Origin of the sequence: Streptomyces sp. XM4193 (assembly GCF_023072595.1) — a bacterium.
Classification (GTDB): domain Bacteria; phylum Actinomycetota; class Actinomycetes; order Streptomycetales; family Streptomycetaceae; genus Streptomyces.
In genome coordinates this window covers 1-273 of record NZ_JALLGK010000019.1, presented here as the reverse complement: position 1 = coordinate 273, position 273 = coordinate 1, and the positions used below count along the sequence as shown (strand labels likewise).

Annotated in this window: 2 rRNA genes; both read right to left on the bottom strand. The window is 55.3% G+C overall.

Annotation, left to right across the window (positions count from 1 at the left end):
- Positions 1–3: 3 nt before the first annotated feature.
- Positions 4–120: ribosomal RNA gene (gene rrf / locus MTQ01_RS24750) — 5S ribosomal RNA — on the bottom strand.
- Between the two features lie 68 nt (positions 121–188).
- Positions 189–273, bottom strand: a 23S ribosomal RNA gene (locus tag MTQ01_RS24745); the annotation flags it as partial.

The following is a 273-nucleotide window of genomic DNA, read 5'->3' as shown; positions in this document are numbered from 1 at the left end:
ATTGTTCGGCGGTGACCTACTCTCCCACACGCTCCCGCATGCAGTACCATCGGCGCGGACAGGCTTAGCTTCCGGGTTCGAAATGTAACCGGGCGTTTCCCCATCGCTATGACCACCGAAACACAGTGAAACACACAACCGGAACAGGTTGCTGTCTCAGAAACCACACAGTGGACGCGAGCAAATCTATGGTCAAGCCCTCGGCCTATTAGTACCGGTCAACTCCAACCCTCACAGGTCTTCCATATCCGGCCTATCAACCCAGTCGTCTAC